Source organism: Gordonia sp. YC-XJ4 (assembly GCF_059511865.1).
Window position 1 is genome coordinate 2,790,096 of the sequence record NZ_CM183447.1, and the last position, 19,392, is coordinate 2,809,487.

The window sequence follows — 19,392 nt, forward strand, 5'->3', positions numbered from 1 at the left end:
CTCCTCGTTCTCGAGCGGGTGCCTCAGCCCTTGATCATGTTCCGCAGCACGTACTGCAGGATGCCTCCGTTGCGGTAATAGTCGGCCTCACCGGGGGTATCGATGCGCACCTTGGCGTCGAACTCGATCGCCGAGCCGTCCTCCTTGGTGGCCGTGACGTGCACGGTCTCCGGGGTGTCACCGGAGTTCAGTGCCTCGATGCCGGTGATGTCGAACGTCTCGGTGCCGTCGAGCCCGAGTGACTTGTGCGACTCGCCCTCGGGGAACTGCAGCGGGATGACACCCATGCCGATCAGATTCGAGCGGTGGATGCGCTCGAAGCTCTCGGTGATGACGGCCTTGACGCCCAACAGGCGGGTGCCCTTCGCGGCCCAGTCACGCGAGCTGCCGGTGCCGTACTCCTTGCCACCGAGGACCACCAGCGGGGTGCCCTGCGCCGCGTAATTCTGTGCGGCGTCGTAGATGAACGACTGCGGTCCGCCCTCCTGTGTGAAGTCGCGGGTGTAGCCGCCGGTGACGTCCACGAGCTGGTTGGCCAGGCGGATGTTGCCGAAGGTCGAGCGGATCATGACCTCGTGGTTGCCACGACGGGCGCCCAGCGAGTTGTAGTCCTTGCGTGCGACCCCGTGCTCGTCGAGGTACTGCGCGGCCGGCGTGCCCGGCTTGATGGTCGAGGCGGGGGAGATGTGGTCGGTGGTGACCGAATCACCCAGCTTGGCCAGCACACGAGCGCCCTTGATGTCGGCGACGGGCTCCGGCTCGGGGGTCATGCCCTCGAAGTAGGGGGGCTTGCGCACATAGGTCGACTCGTCGTCCCATTCGAAGGTCTTGCCGTCCGGGGTCGGCAGGTTCTGCCAGCGCTCGTCACCCTTGAACACGTCGGCGTAGTCCTCGGCGTACTGCTCGGCCGAGATGGAGCTCGCGATGGTCTCGGCGATCTCCTCGTTGGTCGGCCAGATGTCGGCGAGGAAGACGTCGTTTCCGTCCTGGTCCTGGCCCAGCGGATCGGACTCGAAATCGAAGTCCATCGTCCCGGCCAGCGCATAGGCGATGACCAGCGGCGGCGACGCCAGGTAGTTCATCTTGACGTCGGGGTTGATGCGGCCCTCGAAATTGCGGTTGCCCGAGAGCACCGCGGTCGCCGTGAGGTCGTGGTCGTTGATCGCCTTGGAGATCTCCTCGGGCAGCGGGCCCGAGTTGCCGATGCAGGTGGTGCAGCCGTAGCCGACGAGGAAGAAGCCGAGCTTCTCCAGGTAGGGCCACAGGCCGGCCTTGTCGTAGTACCCGGTCACGACCTGCGAGCCGGGTGCCATCGAGGTCTTGACCCACGGCTTGGAGGTCAGACCCTTGTCCACGGCCTTCTTCGCGAGCAGACCCGCGCCGAGCATCACCGACGGGTTGGAGGTGTTGGTGCAACTGGTGATCGAGGCGATCGTGACGATGCCGTGGTCGAGGATCATGGTTCCGCGCTCGGCCGACTCCACCGTCACCGGCTTCGACGGACGTCCCTCGGCGCCCTTGGAGGCGTTGTGGGCGGGCTCGTCGGAGAACGACAGCTTGGCCGCGTCCGGGGAGGTCGACGGCGAATCCGAGGCGGGGAAGCTCTCCTCGTTGGCCTCGTCGACACCGTTGAGCTGTGGGGTGTTGCCCTCTTCGACGTAGTTGTGGATGTCCTTGCGGAAGGCGTTCTTGGCGTCCCACAGCTCGATACGGTCCTGCGGGCGCTTGGGACCCGCGATCGACGGGACGACGGTCGACAGGTCGAGCTCCATGTACTCCGAGTATTGGGCCTCCGGCGCGTCCTTCTCCAGCCACATGCCCTGTTCCTTGGCGTACGCCTCGACGAGGGCGAGTGTCTCGGCGGACCGGCCGGTGAGCTTGAGGTAGTTGATGGTCTCACCGTCGATGGGGAAGATCGCGCAGGTCGAACCGAATTCCGGGCTCATGTTGCCGATGGTGGCGCGGTTGGCCAGCGGCACCTCGGCGACGCCGTTGCCGTAGAACTCCACGAACTTGCCGACCACGCCGTGCTTGCGCAGCATGTCGGTGATGGTCAGCACCACGTCGGTCGCGGTCACCCCGGGCTTGGCAGCACCGGTGAGTTTGAATCCGACGACCCGGGGGATGAGCATCGAGACCGGCTGGCCGAGCATCGCGGCCTCGGCCTCGATACCGCCGACGCCCCAACCGAGGACGCCGAGGCCGTTCTCCATGGTGGTGTGCGAGTCGGTGCCGATGCAGGTGTCGGGGTAGGCGACCCCGTCGCGCACCATGACCGACCGGGCGAGGTGCTCGATGTTGACCTGGTGCACGATGCCGGTGCCCGGCGGCACGACGCGGAAGTCGTCGAATGCGCCCTGACCCCAGCGGAGGAACTTGTAACGCTCCTCGTTGCGCTGGTATTCGATCTCGACGTTGCGCTCGAAGGCCTGGGCGTTGCCGAACGCCTCGATGATGACCGAGTGGTCGATGACCATCTCGGCGGGTGCGAGCGGGTTGACCTTGTCCGGGTCGCCGCCGAGTTCCTTGACGGCGTCACGCATGGTGGCCAGGTCGACCACGCACGGCACGCCGGTGAAGTCCTGCATGATCACACGGGCCGGGGTGAACTGGATCTCGATGCTCGGCTCGGCCGAGGGATCCCAGTTCGCGATCGCGTTGATGTGCTCGGTGGTGATGTTCGCGCCGTCCTCGGTGCGCAGCAGGTTCTCGGCGAGGACCTTGAGAGCGTAGGGAAGCTTGTCGGTGCCCTCGACCGCGCTGAGCCGGTAGATCTCGTAGGAGTTGTCGCCCACCTCGAGGGTGCCGCGCGCGCCGAACGAATTGATACTCACGTGTAATCCACTCTCCTCTGGCCGGCGGGCTGCGCCGGCGTGTGCGTGACGTCCCGGGCGACGGTCTCCGGGACGGCTGCGTACTTCATCGGCGAACTGACCGGCTCGTCGACTCTGACCATCCACCCGACGGGCTGCGTCGGGGTCGTGCTCGATGCTTCATCCAGCGAAGTTTCATCCAGCGACCGCGGGGTTTCCGCGGTGACGTAATCCAGTCTAACAGTACGGGCGTACTGCTAACAAGGACCGTCCACCGGCGCGTGCGACGCGGACCCCCAGATGCTCACGACTTCCTCATTCTGTCGTACCGTTCTGATCGGGGTTCGGTGAGCATCCACCGACGACCGCACATTTAATGATCGCGAAACGTGGTGGCCACCGAGACCGGTGCGCACCATCCTGCTCGAGGAAGCGGAGACGATGAATCCTGGTCCGGCCACCGACGGCGCCCAGATACTCGCCGCACCCGGCACGACCGTTCTCGCGGCGCCCGCCTCCTCCTACGACACCCAAGGTGTCACCGCCACCACCGCCCCCGGTGGCGTCGACCTGACCGCGATCGCCGCCGACCTCCGTGACGATCACGTCTACAGCGAGGACCCCGCGCAGATCGGCGCCCTCAAACAGGTCGTGGCGCATGCCCAGGCCGACGGGCACGACATCAATCTGGTGGTGCTCAAGCAGCAGATGCCCACGTTCACGATGTATCGCGACATCGCCACCGAACTGCAACAACACGTCGGCGGGACGGTGCTGGTCTTCGGTCCCAATTCGGTGGGCAGTGCGTCGCCGGAGTTCAGCCGGGTCAACCTCGAGGACGCCACCGACAATCTGACGCTGTCGAATCCTCCGCAGGCTGCACAGCAGATGGTGGACGCGATCACCAAACCCGGGGTCGACTGGACGCTGGTCACGATCGTGCTGATCGCCGTCGTCGTCATCGGGGCGATCGTCGGCCGCATCCGGAGTCTGCGGCGTCGGGACCGCGGCGCGCAGACATCCGCAGCAGATCTCATTCATGGTGCCGGGGGCGAGGAGTCCGAGACGGACGGGAAAGCCCCCTCCGGAGCTGTCGCGTCCGGCTCGGGGAACGACTCCTAGGACGGCCTCCGGGGTCCTGCACACGGTGGCCGAGCTGCACGCGGCGGGTCTTCGGCGCCGTCCTCGGGGATGGTCTCGGTGTCACCCGAAGGGTTGACGCTTCGGCAGCGGCGTCCGTTGCCAATTCGATACCAACCCAACCTGTCGGACTTTGAGCAGTTCACAGCATCGGTGCAGGTAATCACGTCTTTGTAATTCGTTGCACCCGTTTTCTCCTGTGGCAAATGTGACGTACGGTTCCAATGTCACGTGTGGTGTACATGTCCATCAATGCGCCATATGTGATGCGTGTTGCATCGTCGGCGTCGTGCGCCGCGCGGGGTTGCAGACGCTGTTCGTGCCACGGATGACCACATCCGCTGACAGACGGCGAGGGAGTGCCAGTGAGGCGAGGGACCACAGGAGTGGGCCGCAGGGCGGCGCGCCGATGGGCGTCGTTGGCGACGTCGCTCGTCGCGGCCACCGTCGGGCTGGTTGCCGTGATGGGTCCGGCGGCGGCCGCACCGACCACCTCGCGCGCCCCGAGCTCGCCGGTATCGGCGCTGATCAATCAGATCGCCCAGGTCAACCAGAATCTCAGCGACCTCGACAGCGCGGTCGCCGCCCGGCAGGAGGCGGCCAACCACGCCGTCGTCGACTACCAGAACGCCGTCGCCGCGCAGCGTCTCGCCGCCGTGGCCGCCGACGACGCCCAACAATCACTGGGTCGTGCAACCCGGGCGACCGAGGCCGCCCAACGTGAGTTCGACCAGTTCGTCCGCTCGGTCTATCGGACCGGCGGGAACGAGGGCACGCTGACCGAGTACCTCTCGTCGTCGGACCCGCAGAAGGTGCTCGACCGCGTCACCGTCATCAATCAGCTCGGCCGCGACCAACAGCAGACCATCCGGCGCTTGCAGGTGGCGCGGAATCAGCAGGCCAACCAGGTGGCGGCGCTGCAGGCGACGAAGCGCCAGACCGCCTACGCGGCGCAAAGCGCCCAGACCCGCCGCGACGATGCCGTCGCCGCGGTGTCGGCGGCCCGCGGCGCGATCGCCGACCAACAGCGCAAACGAGCCACCCTGGTCCAACAACGCAACGCGGTCCAGACCCAACTCGACAAACTGCGCGGGACGGCGCGCCCGACGCAGGTCGACGCCCCGGCGCCCGCGGATCTGTTGACCGGGCTGTTCCGCAATCTGCCGGGACAGGCGCAACCCGGCCCGGTGACCGTCAGCCCCACCCAGGCGGCCGGGGACAACGACGCCATGCAGGTTGCCGCCGAGGCCGCTGCGCGACTGGCCCTCGACGTGACCCAGAAGGTCCTCTCCGGGCTCGTCGGCCAGCAGCAGGTGCCGCATTCGGAACTGCTCGACGAACTCGGACTCGGCGGAGCGGGGCTGGGCAGCGACGGCGGTGACACCCTGAGCTCGCGCCTGGGTTCGGGCAGCCTCGGGCAGCTCTTCGGCAGCTCCGGCGGAGGTGGAGGCGGCGTCGTCCGCCCGGGACTGCGAGGCCCGCAGGCCGTCGAGATCGTCGTGAACCGTGCGTTGTCGCAGCTGAACGTGCCCTATGCGTGGGGCGGTGGTGATGCCAACGGGCCGACCCAGGGCATCCGCGACGGCGGCGTCGCCGACAGCTACGGCGACTACAACAAGATCGGGTTCGACTGCTCGGGCCTGATGGTCTATGCCTTTGCCGGCGTCGGAATCGAGCTGCCGCACTACACCGGCTATCAGTACACCTCGGGGCCGCAGTTCCCGCTGGCGCAGATGCAGCGCGGCGACATGATCTTCTACGGCCCCAACGCCAGTGAGCACGTCGCCCTTTATCTCGGCGACGGAAAGATGGTCGAGGCGCCGCAGTCGGGTGACGTGGTGAAGGTGTCGCCGGTGCGCACCGACGGCGCGATGCCCAACGTCGTCCGTCTCCTCTGACCGGTGGGTCGGCGGGCTCGCGCTCGTTCATCCGACCTACCGGCGTCGGCGACGCCCGCGCCCTTCGTGGCATGTTCTCAGTCGGCGCCGCTAGGCTGGCAACGACGAGAGCGGGGGTACGTCCGTCGCCGGATCAGCAACGACAGGAGCAAGGGTTGACCTCACATCCCACAGTCGAGTCGACGGCGCAGGGGGCCGGCGCGGCGGGCTTCGAATTGAGCGACGCCGACGTCAAGCTCGTGGAACGGGCGATCTACGAGGTCAAGCGGGTCATCGTCGGCCAGGACCAGCTCGTCGAACGCATTCTCGTGGGCCTGCTCGCCCGCGGCCACATCCTGCTCGAGGGTGTTCCCGGGGTGGCCAAGACCCTCGCGGTCGAGACCTTCGCCAAGGTGATCGGCGGCAGTTTCTCCCGCGTCCAGTTCACCCCCGACCTCGTCCCGACCGACCTCATCGGCACACGGATCTATCGTCAGGGACGCGAGGAGTTCGACACCGAACTCGGCCCCGTGGTCGCGAACTTCCTGCTCGCCGACGAGATCAACCGCGCGCCCGCAAAGGTCCAGTCGGCTCTGCTCGAGGTGATGGCCGAGCGTCATGTCTCGATCGGCGGAACGACCTATCCGATGCCCGATCCGTTCCTGGTGATGGCCACCCAGAACCCGATCGAGAACGAGGGCGTCTACCCCCTGCCCGAGGCGCAGCGCGACCGGTTCCTGTTCAAGGTGCTCGTCGACTACCCGTCGGTGGAGGAAGAACGCGAGATCGTCTATCGGATGGGCAATGTCGCCCCCGAGGCATCGCAGATCCTCGATCCCGCGGCGACCATCCGCCTGCAGCGGACCGCCGCCAACGTCTTCGTGCACCACGCCCTGGTCGACTACGTCGTGCGCGTCATCAACGCCACCCGCCGCCCGGTCGAACTCGGACTGACCGATGCCGCGAGCTGGCTGTCCTACGGCGCCTCGCCGCGCGCGACCCTCGGTATCGTCGCGGCGGCCCGGGCACTGGCGCTCGTGCGCGGGCGCGACTACGTCATCCCACAGGACATCGTCGAGATCATCCCGGACGTGCTACGGCACCGTCTGGTCCTCAGTTACGACGCGATGGCCGACGAGATCACCGCGGACACGGTGATCACCCGCATTCTGCAGACCGTCGGTCTGCCGCAGGTCGGCGCACAACCGATGGCCGCCCCGTACCCGTCGAACCAGCAGCAACCGTCCAACCAGCAGCCGGGACTCCAGCAGACAGGACCCCAGCAGCCGGGTCAGGATCACCCCAACCCGCCGGCATCGCCGGTCGGTGCGCCGCCGAGCGTCGGTCAGCAGATCACCGCCCAGCCGGGTCAGCACGCACCCAACCAGGCGACCGCGCACTATGGCGGCCAATAGCGATCTGCCGTCGCTCGGGGCGGGATTGCTCGAGGAGCCGCAGCTCACCGCGGCGCTGAAGATGCTCGAGCTCACCGTGCGGCGCAAACTCGACGGAGTGCTGCAGGGCGAGCACCTCGGCCTCATCCCGGGGCCCGGTTCCGAGCCGGGGGAGGCGCGCCCCTACCAGCCCGGCGACGACATCCGCCGCATGGAATGGTCGGTGACCGCACGCACCACGCAGCCGCATGTTCGTCAGATGATCGCCGACCGCGAGCTCGAGACGTGGCTCGTGGTCGACGCGTCGGCGAGCCTCGATTTCGGCACCGTCAACTGCACCAAAAGGGATCTGGCGGTCGCGGCGGCAGCCGCGATCGTTCACCTGACCTCCGGTGGCGGCAATCGGCACGGGGCGATCGTGGTGACCGGTGACCAGGTCGTCCGCGTCCCGGCGCGGGCCGGACGAGTGCACGCCCAACATGTGCTGAAGACGATCGCCACCACCACGCGCGGCGCTCCCGGTGTCCGTGGCGACCTCGACGCCGGTATCGAGGCGCTCCGTCGTCCGCAACGACGCCGCGGTCTGGCCGTGGTGATCAGTGATTTCCTCGGACCGATCACCTGGGAGCGGTCGCTGCGGGCGATTGCCGCCCACCACGAACTCCTCGCCGTGGAGGTGCTCGATCCGCGTGATGTGGAACTGCCGCCGATCGGTGAGGTCCGCCTGGCCGACGCCGAGTCCGGCGAGGTGCGTGAGGTGACCATCACCGACCGCCTCCGCCATGATTTCTCGGTGGCGGCCCAGGCCCACCAGGACAAGGTGCGGCGCACCATCCGCAGTTGCGGCGGTCCGGTGTTGTCGCTGCGCACCGACCGGGACTGGCTCACCGACGTCGTCAAGTTCGTCGGCCGGCGCCGCCGCGGCCTCGCGGCCGGGGTCGGGTGATCACGGAGTGTTCTCCAACCCCTGGTGGCTGTTGCTCGCCCTGCTCGTGGCCGGCGTCGTCGCCTGCTATGTCTACATCCTCCGGGCTCGTCGCAGGCGAACCCTGCAGTTCGCCAACACCGAGGTCCTCGACCGGGTCACCACGCCCGATGGTCGCTGGACACGATGGGCCCGCCACGCCCCGATCGCCCTGCTGATCGTCGCGTTGCTCCTGCTCGTCGTCGCCGCGGCCGGACCGCAGGCCGATCGCAAGGTGCCGCGCAACAAGGCCACCGTCATCCTGGTCATGGACGTCTCGCGATCCATGGAGTCGACCGACGTCGCGCCGACGCGGCTCAAGGCGGCGCAGGCCGCGGCGAAGAAATTCGCCGACGACCTCACCGACGGCATCAACCTGGGCCTGATCTCGTTCGCCGGGACGGCGTCGAATCTCGTCACGCCCACACCGGATCACGGTGCGACCAAATCCGCCGTCGACAAACTGCAACTGGCCGACAAGACGGCCACCGGTGAGGGCATCTTCGCGGCCATCCAGCAGATCCAGACGCTCAACGCCGTCCTCGGCGGTGACTCCGGCGCGCCACCGGCACGCATCGTGTTGCTCTCCGACGGCAAGGAGACGGTGCCCGACGACCCCGACGACCCGCGCGGCGCCTTCACCGCGGCCCGTAAGGCCAAGGAGGAGAACATCCCGGTGTCCACGATCTCCTTCGGTACCGCGACCGGCACCGTGGATCTCGACGGCGATCAGGTACCGGTGCCCGTCGACGACGACACCCTGCGTCAGATCGCCAACCTCTCCGGCGGCCGGTTCTTCACCGCGTCGAGTCTCGACGAGCTCAACAAGGTCTACGAATCGCTGCAGCAGGACATCGGCTACGAGATCCGCAAGGGCGACAACTCGCGACCCTGGATCATCTCCGGCACGATCCTCGCGATCGCCGCGGTCATCGGCTCGCTGGTCATCAACCAGCGCCTGCCGTAGTCGGTGCACCGGAGGCGTCGGTGTGTGCGGGTGCGCGCCCAGGGCCGACCTGGCAGCAAGTGACACCGATCCAACCGATAGGTTTGGCGCATGGCTGATAGCAACGAATCGACCGACACCGGTCGGGTCTCACGATCGGTACTGGTCACCGGCGGCAACCGTGGAATCGGTCTGGCCGTGGCCCGGCGGCTGCTCGCCGACGGGCACAAGGTCGCGGTGACCCATCGCGGTTCCGGGGTGCCCGACGGGTTGTTCGGGGTCGTGTGCGATGTCACCGACACCGACTCGGTGGATCGGGCGTTCAAGGAGGTCGCCGACCATCAGGGGCCCGTCGAGGTGGTCGTCTCCAATGCCGGCATCAACGAGGACACGCTGCTCATGCGAATGAGTGTCGAGAGCTTCGAGAAGGTCATCAACGCCAACCTGACCGGCGCCTTCCGGGTGACCAAGGCGGCCACCCGCGACATGCTGCGCAAACGGTGGGGACGGTTCATCTATCTCGGCTCGGTCGTCGGTCTGATGGGTACCCCCGGCCAGGCCAACTACGCCTCGTCGAAGGCCGGCGTGATCGGCCTCGCACGGTCGGTCACCCGCGAACTCGGTGGCCGCAACATCACGGCGAACGTGGTCGCTCCCGGGCTCATCGACACCGACATGACCCGAGCGCTGCCCGAGGAGTACACCAAGACCGCGGTGGACCAGGCGATCCCGGCCAAACGGATGGGACAGCCCGAGGAGGTCGCCGCGGTGGTGTCGTTCCTGGCCTCCGACGACTCGTCCTATGTCACCGGCAATGTGATCAACGTCGACGGCGGTCTCGGTATGGGCCACTAGACTCTCCGGATCCGTTCTCCCACCATCGATTTTCTCCAATCCCCCGACCCCGCACAGCAGAGGAGTTCTCGCCGTGAGCGGAATCCTGGACGGCAAGACCGTCCTCGTCACCGGCATCATCACCGATGCCTCCATCGCCTTCCACACCGCCAAGGTCGCCCAGGAGCAGGGCGCGAAGGTCATCATCACCGGGATCCCGGAGCGATTGCGGCTGATCGACCGCATCGCCAAGCGGCTACCGCAGGAGGTCCCGCCGGCGATCCCGCTCGACGTCACCGACGAGGAGTCGCTCGCCGCACTCGCCGACAAGGTCGGTGAACTCGCGCCCGAGGGCGTCGACGGAGTGGTGCACTCGATCGCGTTCGCGCCCAAAACCCTGATGGGCCCCGACGCCGTGCCGTTCCTCGACGGCCCGGGCCCCGACGTGTCCAAGGCCTTCGAGATCTCGGCGTGGAGCTACGCGTCGCTCGCGCGCGCGGTGCTGCCGGTGATGAACGAACGCGGCTCGATCGTCGGCATGGACTTCGATCCGCGGACCGCGATGCCCGACTACAACTGGATGGGGGTGGCCAAGGCCGCCCTGGAGTCGGTGAACCGTTATGTGGCGCGTGAGGTTGGCTACGCCAAGCGGATCCGGTCCAATCTGGTCGCGGCCGGTCCCATTAAAACGCTTGCTGCCAAGGCGATTTCGGGCACCGCGACGGATGATGCGAAGAAGCTGAACATGCTCAACGAGTACTGGAACGGTGCGTCGCCGATCGGCTGGGACGTCAACGATCCGGGCGTGGTGGGCACCAGTGTGTGCACACTGCTCTCCGACTATCTGCCGGGCACCACCGGGTCGATCGTCTACGTCGACGGCGGGGCGAGCCACAACACCTGGTTCCCTGAGGACTTCATCAAGTGAGCGTGTGTCGGTGACCGTCGCGCCCGAACGCGGGGACGTCGATCGCACCGGCGAGCGCCGGCCGTTCGACTCCGTGCTGTTCCTGTCCTTCGGGGGGCCCGACGGGCCCGACGACGTGATCCCCTTCCTGGAGAACGTCACCCGAGGGCGTGGTGTGCCCCGGGAGCGCCTCGAGGCGGTGGCGCAGCATTACCTGCACTTCGGTGGTGTGTCACCGATCAACCGGCTCAATCTCGACATGATCGCGGCCCTGCGTGCCGAGTTGGACCGTCGCGGGCACGAGGGGCTGCCGGTCTTCTTCGGTAACCGCAACTGGCATCCGATGATCGCCGACACCGTCACCGAGATGTACGACGCGGGTCATCGGCGGATTCTGGTGTTCCCGACGTCGGCCTGGGGCGGCTATTCCGGTTGTCGGCAGTACCACGAGGACATCGAGCACGCGGTGACCGAGCTCTCGCGCCGCCGACCCGCGGCCGCATCGTCGGATCCCGTTCTGCTGCGCAAACTCCCACAGTATTGGGATCATCCGGCGATGGTGGCGGCCGGCCGTGACGCGGTCGCGCGTGCGGCGGCCCTCCTTCCGCCCGCGTCACGCCCGCCGCGTCTGGTGTGCACGGCACATTCGGTGCCGAGCGCCGCCGACGCGAACTCCGGGCCCGCCGCCGACGGCGGCCACCTGTATTCGCATCAGGTGGCTCGCGCGGCCGAGATGGTTGCGCGGGCAGCCGGTTTCGACGACCACGACCAGGTATGGCAGTCGCGGTCGGGGCCGCCGCAGGTGCCCTGGTTGAGCCCGGACATCTGCGATCATCTCGAAACACTGGCCGAACAGGGCATCACGCAGGTCATCGTCTACCCGGTGGGTTTCATCTCCGATCATCTCGAGGTGATCTGGGATCTCGACAACGAGGCGGCCGATACCGCGCGGCGTCTGGGAATGGACTACGTCCGCGCCGACACCGTGGGTACCGACGCGCGTTTCGTGTCCCTGATCGCCGATCTCGTCGACGACCACCTTGCCGATGACCGCCATGCCGGTGCTGCAACCACTCCGGCGGGCGAGCCGCCGATGGGGTGCGGGGACAACGGGGCGATCTGCCGGGACCGCTGCTGTGTCCCGGTGGCCCGCCCGACCCGCCGCTGACGGCGGGGGGCGATCACCCTCACCGGGGATGTGGATCGTCGGCGACCGCCGATCACCACGTGGTGCCGAGGAATTCGGCGATGATCCGGTTCACCGCGGCGGCGCGCGCGGCATGGGCGAGACCGACCAGCCGCCGCAGCTCCCCATCGCCGGATGACCACTGTGCGGCGGTTGCCCCGAATCCGGCTCCGGCCTCGCCGGCGAGGATCGCGATCGACTCGACCTGTGCCGCGGTCTCGATCATGCGTGTCGCACGCATGTCGTCGTGTGGTGGCACCTCGACGAGGTGGCGGTGGGTCTGTGCGCGCAGCGTTCCGCGCAGATCGACGGGCATCGTCGCCGTCCGGCCACCGATCTTCGTGATCAGCTCGGCTGTCGTCGAGATTGCCTGTCGCAGTTCGTATTCGATGTCGCCGGCGAGCCCGGATGCCCCGCTTGGCACCTCCGATCGGTAGCGCATCGCCCGCCAGCGGCAGGAGCCGTCGTGTTCGGTCGGGATCAGTGCCAGCGGCGTCGCGGCGCCGTCGTCGATCAACAGGACCTCGCCGGCGGCGAAGGCGGCGGTGGTGGCCTCGTCGGGCGGGAGGCCCTGCGGGTCACCGGCGCTGGGGAGCCGGACCGAGAGGCGTCCGGCGTCGCGGAGCAGGGTGAGCATTCCCAGAACACCGGCCGGGGTCGGGTCGGGCGTGCCCGTCCGGTCGTCGAGGACGTGCAGATCGGCGGATCCGGCGAGGGTGTCGACGACGTCGTCGGGGGAGCAGCGTCCGGCGATCCACGCCGCAGACCACGCGCCCAGGGCGCTGGCCGGCCAGGCGTGTTGCAGGACATGGTCGATACTGGTCATAGGTCGTCCACGATACCTTCCGGTTCGCACATCGGCGCCCGGCGTGGCTTTCGCCGGTCTGGGGCGGGAGTTGGTTAGCGTGACGGGTGTGACCGACGATCGTTACGGACGAGATGTACTGGCGGCGCCGCGCCGCGCCGCGCCCCGCACCCCAGAGGTGGCGGCAGAGCGAGACCTGGTCGTCGAGGACGCGGCCAGCGGATTCTGCGGCGCCGTCGTCGGACTCGAGAAGAGCTATGCCGGCGACCTGGTACGGCTCGAGGACCGCCACGGGCGTACGCGGGTCTTCGTCATGCATCCCGCGGCGTTCCTCATCGACGGTTCGCCGGTGACCCTGGTCCGACCGCGCACCCGGGGTCCGGTCGCGGCGCAGCGCACCGCGTCGGGATCACGGGTGGCGCCCGCGGCGCGCGCCCGCACGGCCCGTGCGAGCCGGATCTTCGTCGAGGGCGTGCACGACGCCACTCTTCTCGAACGCGTCTGGGGATCGGATCTGCGCGCCGAGGGGGTGGTGGTCGTGGGGCTCGACGGCCTCGACAACCTCGACGCCGTACTCGCCGATTTCGGGCCTGCCGCCCATCGCCGAGCGGGTGTGTTGGTCGACCACCTCGTTGCCGGTTCCAAGGAGGAGCGCCTGACCGCGGATGTGGGGGAGCACGTCCTCGTTCGTGGGCATCGGTTCATCGATGTCTGGGAAGCGGTCAAACCGTCCTCCGTGGGCATCCGGGCCTGGCCGACGGTGCCGCGCGGGGAGGAGTGGAAGGCCGGGGTGTGTACCCGATTGGGCTGGGGCACACCACAAGACGGCTGGCGTCGGGTGCTGTCGAAGGTCGCCGACGTCCGTGACCTCGAGGTGGATCTGTTGCGCTCGGTCGAGGAACTCATCGATTTCGTGACCGCCGCGGACGGCGACGGCTGAGTCGGCGATCGCTCCGGGGACTCGGGCGCGGTCCGGATCGCCGCTGCCCCGGTGGCGATTCTGGCAGACTGGACCCATGAGCACCCTGATCTGGCTGGTGGCCGTGATCGTGCTGCTGATCGGCGAGATGGTCAGCGGAGATCTGGTGCTGCTCATGCTCGGTGGTGGCGCGCTCGCCGCCACGGGTGTGGATTTCTTTGTCTCACCACCCATCTGGGTGGACGTGGTGGTGTTCGCGGTGGTTGCGGTCGCGTTGCTGGCATTCGTGCGGCCGGTGGCCAAACGGCATCTGATGTCCCGACCGGCATTGCTGACCAACGTCGAGGCGCTCGAGGGCAAGCACGCCACGGTCCTCGCGTCCGTCGACGAACACCGCGGCCGGGTGAAGATCGACGGCGAGGAGTGGTCCGCCCGCGCGATGACCCCCGGCGATCATTTCGAACCGGGCGAACAGGTGACCGTGATGCAGATCGACGGCGCGACCGCCGTCGTATGGAAGGGGTGAGGGTCGTGGAGTACATCGGCTTGGTGGTGGCCGTCCTGGTGATCGTGTTGGTGGTGGTCACCCTCGCGAAATCGGTGGCCCTCATCCCGCAGGCGGAGGCGGCGGTGATCGAACGCCTGGGGCGCTACACCCGTACCGTGTCGGGGCAGTTGACCCTGCTGGTGCCGTTCATCGACCGGATCCGGGCGCGCGTCGACATCCGCGAACGCGTGGTGTCCTTCCCCCCGCAGCCGGTCATCACCGAGGACAACCTCACCCTGTCGATCGACACCGTCGTCTACTTCCAGGTCACCAATCCGCGGTCGGCGGTCTACGAGATCGACGACTACATCGCCGGCGTCGAGCAGCTGACCATCACCACACTGCGCAACGTGGTCGGTGGCATGACCCTCGAGGAGACGCTGACGTCGAGGGACTCGATCAACGGCCAGTTGCGCGGCGTACTCGACGAGGCGACCGGGCGATGGGGACTGCGCGTGGCGCGCGTCGAGCTCAAGTCGATCATGCCGCCGCCGTCGATCCAGGAATCGATGGAAAAGCAGATGAAGGCCGACCGTGAGAAGCGCGCGACCATCCTGGCCGCGGAGGGACAGCGCGAGTCGGCGATCAAGACCGCCGAGGGTGCCAAGCAGAGCCAGATCCTGTCCGCCGAGGGTGCCAAGCAGGCCGCGATCCTCTCCGCCGAGGCCGAGCGGCAGTCCCGCATCCTGCGTGCCCAGGGCGATCGCGCGGCGACCTACCTCAAGGCGCAGGGTGAGGCCAAGGCGATCCAGAAGACCTTCGCCGCGGTCAAGGCGAGCAAGCCGACACCGGAGATCCTCGCCTATCAGTACCTGCAACAGATCCCCGAGATGGCCAAGGGCGAAGCCAGCAAGGTGTGGGTGTTGCCGACCGACTTCGGTTCGGCCCTCCAGGGATTCGCGAAGTCGTTCGGCGTCAAGGGCGACGACGGGGTGTTCCGCTACGAGCCCGCCGACGACATCCCGGCCGACGTCGACGAATCCGACACCGAGGGCTGGTTCGACATGACCACCGACCCGCGGGTGGCGCGTGCGGTTGCCGAGGCCGAGGCGGTTGCCCGTCAGCCCGTCGAACCCGATGCTCCGCTGCGTGCGGCCACTCGTCGCTCCATCCCCGCCGACACCACCTCGTCGGGAGCGCTCGACGCGGCACCGGGATTCGCGGCGGCACCCGCGGTCGAATCGGCCGCCCCGACCGACACCGTCGAGCCGAGCTCGTAGGTCCGCGTCGTCCGGCTCCACGCCGGGCGGGGTCTCACGCCGGTGGCGAGGACGAGGGTGCGGACATCGCGTTCACCGACGCCGACGGGGCACTCGGTGCGGTGCCCGAGGGCGTGTGTGTCGTGGTCGCCGGGACCGGACCGGCGTCGGGTACCCCGATCTCGGCGGCCATGGTGGGCAGCGCGTCGGTGAAGGCCTGCTCGGCGAATTGCCATGTGTGCCCGCCCGATTGCAGATGGATCGAACAGGTGATGCCCACTTTTTCACCGTCGGTGCACAGCGTTCGTGCCGCGGTCAGCTCCGACCCCGGGGTGATGTGCCCACCGCCGTCGCGGCCACCGAGTCCGGTGCCACCCTGGCCCGGGCCACCCCACTTGCCCTGATTCCCGTGTCCCTGGCCCCCTTGTCCCTGGCCCCCTTGTCTCTGGCCCCCTTGTCCTTGACCCCACTGCCCCTGGCCCCGGCCGCCCTGTCCCGAGTGGTCTCCGCCGTGCTGTCCCGGACCGCCGGGACCCCAGCCGCCGCCGGAGGATTCGTCGAACCACCCCGAGACCCCGGTGTAGCGACCGTGCCGCGCCATGACCGTCGCCGGGTCGAAGTCGGCGTAGGCCGTGGTGCTGCCCCCGAAGAGCCGGCTGACCGTCTGGCTCGTGGTGCCGGAGTTGGGGGCGGCGTCGCCGGCGATGTCCTCGAACGAGGTGAATTCATCGGGGTGCATGGTCACCAGGTCCACCGCGCAGGTGCCGCCCATCGACCAGCCGACCACGCCCCAGTTGGCGGCGGCAGGCGATGCGTGGAACTGCGAGATCACCGCCGGACGGACCTCGTCGGTCAGATGTGTGGCGACGTTGCCGCGGGGCCCGTTGACGCATTCGGTGTCGTTGTTGAAGCTTCCGCCCACATCCGGGAACACCAGGATCGGAGCCTGTCCGTGATGTGTCCGCGCGTAGGCGTCGATGATCTGGACGGCATGTCCGGTGCGCATCCAGTCGGCGGGAGTGTTGAATTCGCCGCTGATCATCATCACGACCGGAAGGGTCGGCGGGGTGGGGCCGGCGAACCACGCGGGTGGCAGATAGACGTATTCGGTGCGATGGGCGAAATCGCTGTGCGCCGAACCGGTGTCGATGGAGACCACCTTGCCGGTGGTCTGCACGGTGTTGCGATCGGCGGCCAGCGTCGAGTTGTCGATCTGGTCGGGCAGCGGTCCGGCAGTCAGTTGCGCCCACGCCTCCTGAACGGTCGGGAAGTAGCCGACCCACTGGTTCACACTGAGCGCCGCCGCCGCGAGCACGGCGATCACCGACAACACCGATGCCACCCGGCGCCACCACTGGGTGCGACGTGCACCGACGACGACCAGCGCCACCGCGGCGCCCAGCGCGCCTATCCACCACCACAAGAGCTGCGGCGCGGGGTCGGAGGACATACCCTCTGAGGACCAGTATTCGTATGCGGCCCACACCGTCAGTGCGCCGACTCCGACGCTCACCGGAATCCAGAGCAGCCACCATCGTCGCGACCGGCGTGCGATGACCAGGACCAAGAGGACGATGGCGACGATCTCGATGGTCAGCGGCAGCCAGCCGTCGAGCAACGAAACGCCGTGTCCGTACGTGTGCGAACCCACTCGCGCCAGTGTGCGTCCCGGAACTGGCACCTCGCCGTCAATCAGCTGAGAGTCCGCTCAACGCTTGATATTTCGGGCTCGAGAAACCGACCAGCCCGACTTATCGGACCGTGCCGGCCGCGGTCACACGGCCAGGAGGTGCCCCACCCCGGCCATCCCGCACGCCCACAGCACCGAGGCGAAGGTGCCCATGATGAACTGCTCGCTGGCATGCGGCGCGCGTAGTTCCGGAAACCGGGCCAGGCTCTTGACCGCGAGGATGATCGCCAGCCCCTCCGGCCAACCGAGCAGCAGGGTCCCGACGACGGCGAGCCGTTCGAGGTATCCGATCACCCGGCCACCACGCAGCGGACCGGACTCGGGTTCGTCCGGCCGGCCCGCGGGCGGTGCGCTGGGGGCCGGGGCCCTGGTGACGCCTCCGGCGATGAGTACCGATCGGACGATGGCGCCGCCGGCGGTGACCGCGGCCGTGGTGGCCGCGAGGGATCCGATGACGGACACGGCGTGGGTGGTCGGTGCGGTACCGGACCACGCGCACAGTGCGGCCACCGATGCGAGCAGCAACGAGACGACGCTCGACGCCGGATCGATCCACTCGCGGTTGCCGAGCCGACGGTGCAGCGCCATCGCCGCCCCGGGGAGCGCGGCGATCACGATGAGCACCGTGATGGCGGTGGCGGTCATCGGGGGTACTCGGCGGGTCGGTCGGCGCGGGCGAGGAGATCGGCGACGAGATCTCGCGTGGGCGACTCCAGTTCCCAGCGCGCCGCCCGCAATCGCTGCGACATGGCCTGCGGGGTGATGCCGAGCTCTTCGGCCGCCGCGGTCTGTCGCAGGCCGCCACGGACCAGCGACACGGCCTCCCGGCCCGCGGCCGAGCGGGTGATCACGATCTCGGTGAGCAGACGCAGAGCGGTGTCGGCGTGTTCGGCCCACCGGGACGCTCCGCGCACCGCCAGCGGTGGCCGCGCGGCCTTGGCCGCTTCCACCGCGGCCCGCGCATGTTCGAACGCCTCACCGCGGCCCGCCCGGGTCTGCGCAGGGAGCGGTGTCTCGACGTCGCCGATGCCGATGCCGATGCTCCAATGTCCCTCGTCGGCCAGCAGCAGGGTGACGGCGACGACGGCGTCCGGGTCGGTGAGTACGGCCTGGACCTCGTCGCCTGCGGTGCGGTCGAAGGGTCGGAGGACCGGGGTGTCGGCAACGGCGGTGAGCAGGTCGGGAACGCGGTCGCGGTCCGTCCGGCTCCGGCGCTGGTCGATCGTCATCACGAACACAGCAGATCACCCGCCACCGACAGGGCGGTTGCGGCGACTGCGGTTGCGGGGACCCCGCGGCCCGTGGTGCCTCATGCCACAAGTATGAGGACTTGTCATCGGTATATCAAGCAAAATGACTTGATATGGATAAATCAAGTTTGAGAAGTTGATGGCCGAAGGGGTGTCCGCACGTCGACGACGAGCCCGATGACCCCGATCGCGAAGAACGTGGCGCTCAGAGCCAGCAACCACGGGTTCTGTCGACCGGTCAGCGCGTCGCCGAGAAGCACGACCGCCACGGTTCCCGGGGCCATGCACGTCACACTCGCCAGCAGGTAGGGGCCGGTGCGCACCGAGGAGAGTCCCGCGCAGTAGTTCAGCAGCCAGAACGGACAGACCGGGATCAGCCGCAGCGACCCGACGGCCAGCCAGCCGCGCGCGGCCAGCCGGTACTCGACCGCTCGCATCACCGGCCGCTGCAGGAATGGCTGAATGCGGGACCGCCCGACACCACGGGCCACCCGGAACGCCAGGTACGCCGCCAGGGTTGCCGAGATCATCGCGCCGATCACGCCGACGACGGGACCGAAGAAGATCCCCGACATGACGGTGAAGATGGTGCGGGGGATCGGCAGTGCCGTGCATACCACGTAGGCGCCGAAGAACACCCAGACGAAGGCGGGCCCGAGATTCTCGCCCCAGGCGCGCACACTGCCGACCGAGGGAAGGGGAACGAGATAGGAGATGGCCAGCACCGCGCACACCGCGACGAGTCCGAGGACCGCGTTGCGGATACTGCGGCGCGATTGGGTGGTCATCGCATCTCTGGACCGGCCCGGCGACCCCGACGGGATCGGCGGCTCGGGCGAGGCGGGTGCCACGGACTCGCCGGAACCACTGCGATCGTTACGCACCGCTCCACTCTAGGGCGGTCCGCTCGACCGGCTCCCG

General features: G+C 68.2%; 17 protein-coding genes. 11 read left to right on the top strand and 6 right to left on the bottom strand.

Annotated features, from left to right (window positions below):
* Positions 1 to 23 precede the first annotated feature (23 nt).
* The gene (locus tag AC5ZH6_RS12365; RefSeq protein ID WP_006370095.1) at positions 24 to 2,834 is read right to left on the bottom strand and encodes an aconitate hydratase; all 2,811 of its coding nucleotides are present in this window, start codon (positions 2,832 to 2,834) and stop codon (positions 24 to 26) included.
* Between the two features lie 387 nt (positions 2,835 to 3,221).
* Here AC5ZH6_RS12365 and AC5ZH6_RS12370 point away from each other — a divergent pair, with 387 nt between their 5' ends.
* The 8 genes from AC5ZH6_RS12370 to AC5ZH6_RS12405 all read left to right on the top strand — a co-directional run bounded on the left by AC5ZH6_RS12370 (position 3,222) and on the right by AC5ZH6_RS12405 (position 12,043).
* Positions 3,222 to 3,935 carry an Rv1476 family membrane protein gene (locus tag AC5ZH6_RS12370; protein WP_288337548.1) on the top strand — a complete coding sequence of 238 codons (714 nt, stop codon included), beginning with the start codon at positions 3,222 to 3,224 and terminating at the stop codon, positions 3,933 to 3,935.
* 383 nt (positions 3,936 to 4,318) lie between these two features.
* Positions 4,319 to 5,851: an NlpC/P60 family protein gene (locus AC5ZH6_RS12375; RefSeq protein WP_014359984.1), complete on the top strand. Its 1,533-nt coding sequence runs from the start codon at positions 4,319 to 4,321 to the stop codon at positions 5,849 to 5,851.
* Between the two features lie 155 nt (positions 5,852 to 6,006).
* Positions 6,007 to 7,245: an AAA family ATPase gene (locus AC5ZH6_RS12380; RefSeq protein ID WP_288337549.1), complete on the top strand. Its 1,239-nt coding sequence runs from the start codon at positions 6,007 to 6,009 to the stop codon at positions 7,243 to 7,245.
* Entirely contained in the window at positions 7,232 to 8,170 is a 939-nt protein-coding gene (locus tag AC5ZH6_RS12385) for a DUF58 domain-containing protein (protein ID WP_006370099.1), read from the top strand. The genes AC5ZH6_RS12380 and AC5ZH6_RS12385 overlap by 14 nt, the downstream gene beginning before the upstream one ends.
* Positions 8,171 to 8,177: 7 nt before the next feature.
* Positions 8,178 to 9,155 (top strand): VWA domain-containing protein, encoded by a 978-nt coding sequence (locus AC5ZH6_RS12390; protein ID WP_006370100.1) that lies wholly within the window; start codon positions 8,178 to 8,180, stop codon positions 9,153 to 9,155.
* Between the two features lie 90 nt (positions 9,156 to 9,245).
* Positions 9,246 to 9,989, top strand: a complete 744-nt coding sequence (gene fabG1 / locus AC5ZH6_RS12395) for a 3-oxoacyl-ACP reductase FabG1 (RefSeq protein WP_288337550.1) — start codon at positions 9,246 to 9,248, stop codon at positions 9,987 to 9,989.
* Positions 9,990 to 10,062: 73 nt separating this feature from the next.
* A complete protein-coding gene (inhA, locus tag AC5ZH6_RS12400) occupies positions 10,063 to 10,896 on the top strand; it encodes an NADH-dependent enoyl-ACP reductase InhA (protein WP_006370102.1) in 834 nt (277 codons plus the stop codon).
* A gap of 4 nt (positions 10,897 to 10,900) precedes the next feature.
* The gene (locus AC5ZH6_RS12405; RefSeq protein ID WP_288337551.1) at positions 10,901 to 12,043 is read left to right on the top strand and encodes a ferrochelatase; all 1,143 of its coding nucleotides are present in this window, start codon (positions 10,901 to 10,903) and stop codon (positions 12,041 to 12,043) included.
* A 52-nt stretch (positions 12,044 to 12,095) separates the two neighbouring features.
* Here AC5ZH6_RS12405 and AC5ZH6_RS12410 read toward each other — a convergent pair whose 3' ends face one another.
* Positions 12,096 to 12,887 (bottom strand): Rv1486c family protein, encoded by a 792-nt coding sequence (locus AC5ZH6_RS12410; protein ID WP_288337552.1) that lies wholly within the window; start codon positions 12,885 to 12,887, stop codon positions 12,096 to 12,098.
* Positions 12,888 to 12,966: 79 nt separating this feature from the next.
* On the opposite strand from AC5ZH6_RS12410, the gene AC5ZH6_RS12415 reads away from it, so the two are divergent.
* From AC5ZH6_RS12415 to AC5ZH6_RS12425, 3 genes are all read left to right on the top strand, one after another.
* Positions 12,967 to 13,806 carry a DUF3097 family protein gene (locus AC5ZH6_RS12415; RefSeq protein ID WP_288337553.1) on the top strand — a complete coding sequence of 280 codons (840 nt, stop codon included), beginning with the start codon at positions 12,967 to 12,969 and terminating at the stop codon, positions 13,804 to 13,806.
* Positions 13,807 to 13,882: 76 nt separating this feature from the next.
* Entirely contained in the window at positions 13,883 to 14,311 is a 429-nt protein-coding gene (locus AC5ZH6_RS12420; protein ID WP_006370106.1) for an NfeD family protein, read from the top strand.
* A complete protein-coding gene (locus tag AC5ZH6_RS12425) occupies positions 14,299 to 15,552 on the top strand; it encodes an SPFH domain-containing protein (RefSeq protein WP_496169066.1) in 1,254 nt (417 codons plus the stop codon). Before AC5ZH6_RS12420 ends, AC5ZH6_RS12425 begins: the two co-directional genes overlap by 13 nt.
* A 34-nt stretch (positions 15,553 to 15,586) precedes the next feature.
* Here the strand turns inward: AC5ZH6_RS12425 and AC5ZH6_RS12430 are convergent, their stop codons facing one another.
* The 4 genes from AC5ZH6_RS12430 to AC5ZH6_RS12445 all read right to left on the bottom strand — a co-directional run bounded on the left by AC5ZH6_RS12430 (position 15,587) and on the right by AC5ZH6_RS12445 (position 19,259).
* A complete protein-coding gene (locus AC5ZH6_RS12430; protein ID WP_288337555.1) occupies positions 15,587 to 17,182 on the bottom strand; it encodes an alpha/beta hydrolase in 1,596 nt (531 codons plus the stop codon).
* Positions 17,183 to 17,305: 123 nt separating this feature from the next.
* Positions 17,306 to 17,866: a hypothetical protein gene (locus tag AC5ZH6_RS12435; protein ID WP_020171374.1), complete on the bottom strand. Its 561-nt coding sequence runs from the start codon at positions 17,864 to 17,866 to the stop codon at positions 17,306 to 17,308.
* Positions 17,863 to 18,459: a hypothetical protein gene (locus AC5ZH6_RS12440; protein ID WP_288337556.1), complete on the bottom strand. Its 597-nt coding sequence runs from the start codon at positions 18,457 to 18,459 to the stop codon at positions 17,863 to 17,865. Before AC5ZH6_RS12440 ends, AC5ZH6_RS12435 begins: the two co-directional genes overlap by 4 nt.
* Positions 18,460 to 18,593: 134 nt before the next feature.
* Complete coding sequence (locus AC5ZH6_RS12445) at positions 18,594 to 19,259, bottom strand: TVP38/TMEM64 family protein (protein WP_006370111.1); 666 nt, start codon at positions 19,257 to 19,259, stop codon at positions 18,594 to 18,596.
* Positions 19,260 to 19,392: the final 133 nt, after the last annotated feature.

Bases quoted from the DNA above. Each gene is read 5' to 3' on its own strand.
- AC5ZH6_RS12385 (WP_006370099.1), top strand. From the start codon at position 7,232: ATGGCGGCCAATAGCGATCTGCCGTCGCTCGGGGCGGGATTGCTCGAG.
- fabG1 (WP_288337550.1), top strand. From the start codon at position 9,246: ATGGCTGATAGCAACGAATCGACCGACACCGGTCGGGTCTCACGATCG.
- AC5ZH6_RS12410 (WP_288337552.1), bottom strand. From the start codon at position 12,887: ATGACCAGTATCGACCATGTCCTGCAACACGCCTGGCCGGCCAGCGCC.
- AC5ZH6_RS12420 (WP_006370106.1), top strand. From the start codon at position 13,883: ATGAGCACCCTGATCTGGCTGGTGGCCGTGATCGTGCTGCTGATCGGC.
- AC5ZH6_RS12425 (WP_496169066.1), top strand. From the start codon at position 14,299: ATGGAAGGGGTGAGGGTCGTGGAGTACATCGGCTTGGTGGTGGCCGTC.
- AC5ZH6_RS12435 (WP_020171374.1), bottom strand. From the start codon at position 17,866: ATGACCGCCACCGCCATCACGGTGCTCATCGTGATCGCCGCGCTCCCC.
- AC5ZH6_RS12445 (WP_006370111.1), bottom strand. From the start codon at position 19,259: ATGACCACCCAATCGCGCCGCAGTATCCGCAACGCGGTCCTCGGACTC.